At 74.2% G+C, this 4,541-nt stretch carries 5 protein-coding genes; all 5 read left to right on the top strand.

Going from position 1 to position 4,541, the window contains the following annotated elements; translation table 11 throughout:
* Nucleotides 1-244: pantoate--beta-alanine ligase (locus tag B9S58_RS00705; protein WP_146063431.1), on the top strand; the 244-nt coding region annotated here is incomplete at its 5' end.
* Nucleotides 241-1,953 carry an L-aspartate oxidase gene (locus B9S58_RS00700; protein ID WP_103530206.1) on the top strand — a complete coding sequence of 571 codons (1,713 nt, stop codon included), beginning with the start codon at nucleotides 241-243 and terminating at the stop codon, nucleotides 1,951-1,953. The genes B9S58_RS00705 and B9S58_RS00700, both read left to right, overlap by 4 nt.
* Before the next feature lie 140 nt (nucleotides 1,954-2,093).
* On the top strand, nucleotides 2,094-3,164 hold the full coding sequence (gene nadC / locus B9S58_RS00695) for a carboxylating nicotinate-nucleotide diphosphorylase (RefSeq protein ID WP_103530205.1): 1,071 nt from the start codon (nucleotides 2,094-2,096) through the stop codon (nucleotides 3,162-3,164).
* Nucleotides 3,164-3,961 (top strand): type III pantothenate kinase, encoded by a 798-nt coding sequence (locus B9S58_RS00690; protein WP_103530204.1) that lies wholly within the window; start codon nucleotides 3,164-3,166, stop codon nucleotides 3,959-3,961. The genes nadC and B9S58_RS00690 overlap by 1 nt, the downstream gene beginning before the upstream one ends.
* A 160-nt stretch (nucleotides 3,962-4,121) precedes the next feature.
* Nucleotides 4,122-4,541 (top strand): hypothetical protein (locus B9S58_RS00685; protein WP_103530203.1); only part of this gene is annotated, 420 nt, incomplete at its 3' end.

Here is a 4,541-nt window from a genome sequence, read left to right as displayed (position 1 = left end):
GCTGGCCCGGCCCAACGGGGCGCCCGCCGCGGTCCGGGCCGCCGCGCGGACGGTCCTGGAAGAGGCCGCCGCCCGGGACAGGGTGCCGCTCGCCCTGGACTACCTGGCCCTGGTGGACCCGGCGGACTTCACCGAGATCCCAGACGACCGCGAGGGCGGGGAGGCGATCCTCGCCGTCGCGGCCCGGGTCGGGGACACCCGCCTCATCGACAACATCCCCCTCACCTTCGGAGCCCTGACGTGACCGGAATACGGCTGACCGCCCCCGCCCCCGGCTGGGCCATCGACGCGGACGTCGTGGTGGTCGGCTCCGGCGTCGCCGGACTCACCACGGCGCTGCGCTGCGCCGCCGCCGGCCTGGACACCGTCGTCGTCACCAAGGCCCGCCTCGACGACGGCTCGACCCGCTGGGCCCAGGGCGGCATCGCCGCCGCACTCGGCGAGGGCGACACCCCCGAGCAGCATCTCGACGACACCCTCGTCGCGGGCGCGGGCCTCTGCGACGAGGAGGCCGTGCGCACCCTGGTCACCGAGGGCCCCGACGCCGTACGCCGGCTGATCAACACCGGCGCGCACTTCGACACCACGGACAGCGGCGACATCGCGCTGACCCGAGAGGGCGGCCACCACCGCCGCCGCATCGCCCACGCGGGCGGCGACGCGACCGGCGCGGAGATCTCCCGCGCCCTGGTCGGGGCGGTCCGCGAGGCCGCCCTCCACACCGTCGAGAACGCCCTGGTCCTGGACCTGCTCACGGACGCCGAAGGCCGTACGGCGGGCGTCTCGCTGCACGTCATGGGCGAGGGCCAGCACGACGGCGTCGGCGCGGTCCGGGCGCCCTCGGTCGTCCTCGCCACCGGCGGCATGGGCCAGGTCTTCTCCGCCACCACCAACCCCTCCGTCTCCACCGGGGACGGGGTGGCACTGGCGCTGCGGGCCGGGGCGGAGGTCTCCGACCTGGAGTTCGTCCAGTTCCACCCGACCGTCCTCTTCCTCGGCGCGGACTCCGAGGGCCAGCAGCCGCTGGTCTCCGAGGCCGTACGGGGCGAGGGGGCGCATCTCGTCGACGGCGACGGCGTCCGCTTCATGCTCGGACAGCACGAGCTGGCCGAGCTGGCCCCCCGCGACATCGTCGCCAAGGCCATCACCCGCCGGATGCACGAGCACGGCACCGAGCACATGTATCTGGACGCCCGGCACTTCGGGGCGCGGATGTGGGAGCAGCGCTTCCCCACGATCCTGGCCGCCTGCCGGGCCCACTCCATCGACCCGGTCACCGAGCCGATCCCGGTCGCCCCGGCCGCGCACTACGCCTCCGGCGGCGTCCGCACCGACCTGCGCGGCCGCACCACCGTCCCCGGCCTCTACGCCTGCGGCGAGGTCGCCTGCACCGGTGTGCACGGGGCCAACCGCCTGGCGTCCAACTCCCTCCTGGAGGGCCTGGTCTTCGCCGAGCGCATCGCCGCCGACATCGCCGAGGCCCGCCCGCCCCGCACCGAACCGGCGACAGGCCCCGGGCGCTCCGACGATGCCGCCGGGACCGCCGACGCGCCCGTCCCGCTGCTGGCCCCCGAGGCCCGTACAGCGATCCAGCGCACCATGACCCGGGGCGCCGGGGTCCTGCGCTCCGCCGACAGCCTGGCCGCCGCCGCCGAGGAGCTGGAGGCCCTGCACCGCGACGCGGCCGCCGACGCGGACGGGCCCGGAGGCTCCAAGGCGGTCGTCCCCGGGGTCGACGCCTGGGAGGTCACTAACCTGCTCCTGGTCTCCCGGGTCCTGGTCGCCGCGGCCCGGGAACGCGAGGAGACCCGCGGCTGCCACTGGCGCGAGGACCGGCCCGACCGCGACGACGCCCACGGCCGCCACCTGGTCGTCCGTATCGCGCCGGACCGCACCCCGGCCGTCCACCGCACGGAGACCTCCGCGTTTCCGCCCGTACGCCCGTCGGATTGAGCAGACTGCCGGTGAGCAGACCGCTGGAAACAGACGGGGAAGCAGCCGTACCGTCGGACACCACAGGGCGGCACCGGCAGCACACGAGAAGCACCAGCCCTACCCGCACCACCCGCCCACGCCCCCGAGGAGCCGTCACCGTGAGCACGCCCGAAGAGAATCCGCGCCCCACACCCGTGGACGTACCGCTGATCCGGGTCGGCGCGCCCGCACTGTCCGCACCGGCGGAGGGTGGCTGCGGCGACGGCTGCGGCTGCGGCGGTGACGACGGCTTCGGCCCCGAAGCCCTGGAGTGCGGTCTGGATCCCGCGCTCGCCCTGCTGCTGGCCCAGGCGGGGCTCGATCCCGTCCAGGTCGAGGACGTCGCCCATGTGGCGATCGAGGAGGACCTCGACGGCGGGGTGGACGTCACGACCGTGGCGACCGTCCCCGAGGACGCCGTGATCACCGGTGACTTCACCGCCCGCGAGGCGGGCGTGGTCGCCGGGCTCCGGGTCGCCGAGGCGGTCCTGTCGATCGTCTGCACCGAGGAGTTCGAGGTCGAGCGGCACGTCGAGGACGGCGACCGGATCGTCCCCGGCGAGAAGCTGCTGACCGTCACCACCCGCACCCGCGACCTGCTGACCGGCGAGCGCAGCGCGCTGAACCTGCTCTGCCGCCTCTCGGGCATCGCGACCGCCACCCGCGCCTGGGCGGACGTGCTGGAGGGCTCCAAGGCCAGGGTCCGCGACACCCGCAAGACGACGGCGGGCCTGCGCGCGCTGGAGAAGTACGCGGTGCGCTGCGGCGGCGGCGTCAACCACCGGATGTCGCTCTCCGACGCGGCCCTGGTCAAGGACAACCACGTGATCGCCGCAGGCGGCGTGGCCGAGGCGTTCAAACGGGTCCGCGCCGAGTACCCCGAGCTGCCCATCGAGGTCGAGGTCGACACGATGGAGCAGGTCGGCGAGGTGCTGGACGCGGGCGTCGACCTGATCCTGCTGGACAACTTCACCCCGGCCGAGACCGCCGAGGCGGTCGCCCTGGTCGCCGGCCGTGCGGTCCTGGAGTCCTCCGGCCGCCTCACCCTCGACTCGGCCCGCGCCTACGCGGACGCGGGCGTCGACTATCTCGCGGTCGGGGCGCTCACCCACTCCTCGCCGATCCTCGACATCGGCCTGGACTTCCGCGACGCGTCCGCGTCCACCTCCGCCGACGGGGCCGACGCCTGATGCTGCTCACCATCGATGTCGGCAACACGCACACGGTCCTCGGCCTCTTCGACGGCGAGGAGATCGTCGAGCACTGGCGGATCTCCACCGACGCCCGCCGCACCGCCGACGAGCTGGCCGTCCTGCTCCAGGGCCTGATGGGCATGCACCCGCTGCTCGGCATGGAGCTGGGCGACGGCATCGAGGGCATCGCGATCTGCGCCACCGTCCCCTCGGTCCTGCACGAACTGCGCGAGGTCACCCGCCGCTACTACGGCGACGTGCCCGCCGTCCTGGTCGAGCCCGGCGTCAAGACGGGCGTGCCGGTCCTGATGGACAACCCGAAGGAGGTCGGCGCGGACCGCATCATCAACGCCGTCGCCGCCGTCGAGCTGTACGGGGGCCCGGCGATCGTCGTCGACTTCGGCACCGCCACCACGTTCGACGCGGTCTCCCCGCGCGGCGAGTACGCGGGCGGGGTGATCGCCCCCGGCATCGAGATCTCGGTCGAGGCCCTCGGCGTCAAGGGCGCCCAGCTCCGCAAGATCGAGCTGGCCCGGCCGCGCAGCGTGATCGGCAAGAACACCGTCGAGGCCATGCAGTCCGGCATCATCTACGGCTTCGCGGGCCAGGTCGACGGGGTGGTGGCCCGGATGAAGAAGGAGCTTGCCGCCGACCCGGACGACGTCACCGTCATCGCGACGGGCGGCCTTGCTCCGATGGTGTTGGGGGAGTCCTCGGTCATCGACGAGCACGAGCCGTGGCTGACGCTCATCGGGCTGCGCCTGGTGTACGAGCGGAACGTGTCCCGGTCGTAGGAGTGTCGCGCGGAAGCCCGGCGTACCTGCGGGAACGGCCCGCGGCGGGGCCGGGGCACCGGGCCGGGCACGCCGCGCCACCGACGACCAGTTAAACGGATTTTGTCCATTTAGCACGTATTGTCGCGTTATGCCCACGCCCTACGGTTCACGAGGCGGCATGGCGTTCAGTGCGGACGAGCTGCGGGTGCTCCGACGTGCCCTCGCCATCGCCCTCCACCCCATGCCCCTGTCCGACGAGGACGTCCAGGACTGCCTGCGGCTCGCCGGCTCCGTGGACGAGGCGGCCGGCGAGGCGGGTCGGCTGCGAGCGTTCCTCCTCGCCGACCTCGCCCGCTACCGCAACGCCCTTCCCGGCTCCGCCGCCGGCTACCTGGAGCTGCTCCAGGACGCCCTGGCGGCCGGCTACGATCCCCGCCCGGACGATCTGGCCGCCCTGCGCGCCCTGCGTGGGGGGCGGCTCGCAGCGGCCCTCCTGGAGCGCTGCCAGGTGCTCGCCGAGCGTTCCGTGCGGGCCCGGCTCGCCGGCCGCTCCCCCGGACTGACGGCCCCGGGGCCCCGCAGCCGGCTGCTCGCCCTG

The sequence above is a fragment of the Streptomyces sp. SM11 genome (genome assembly GCF_002910905.1).
In the GTDB taxonomy this organism is placed as follows: domain Bacteria; phylum Actinomycetota; class Actinomycetes; order Streptomycetales; family Streptomycetaceae; genus Streptomyces.
The sequence above is the reverse complement of the archived record's forward strand: the minus strand, read 5'-3'. Positions and strand labels throughout refer to the sequence as shown.

What these genes read in the sequence shown, in the direction of transcription:
- B9S58_RS00690 (WP_103530204.1), top strand. Translation starts at nt 3,164, where the DNA reads ATGCTGCTCACCATCGATGTCGGCAACACGCACACGGTCCTCGGCCTC.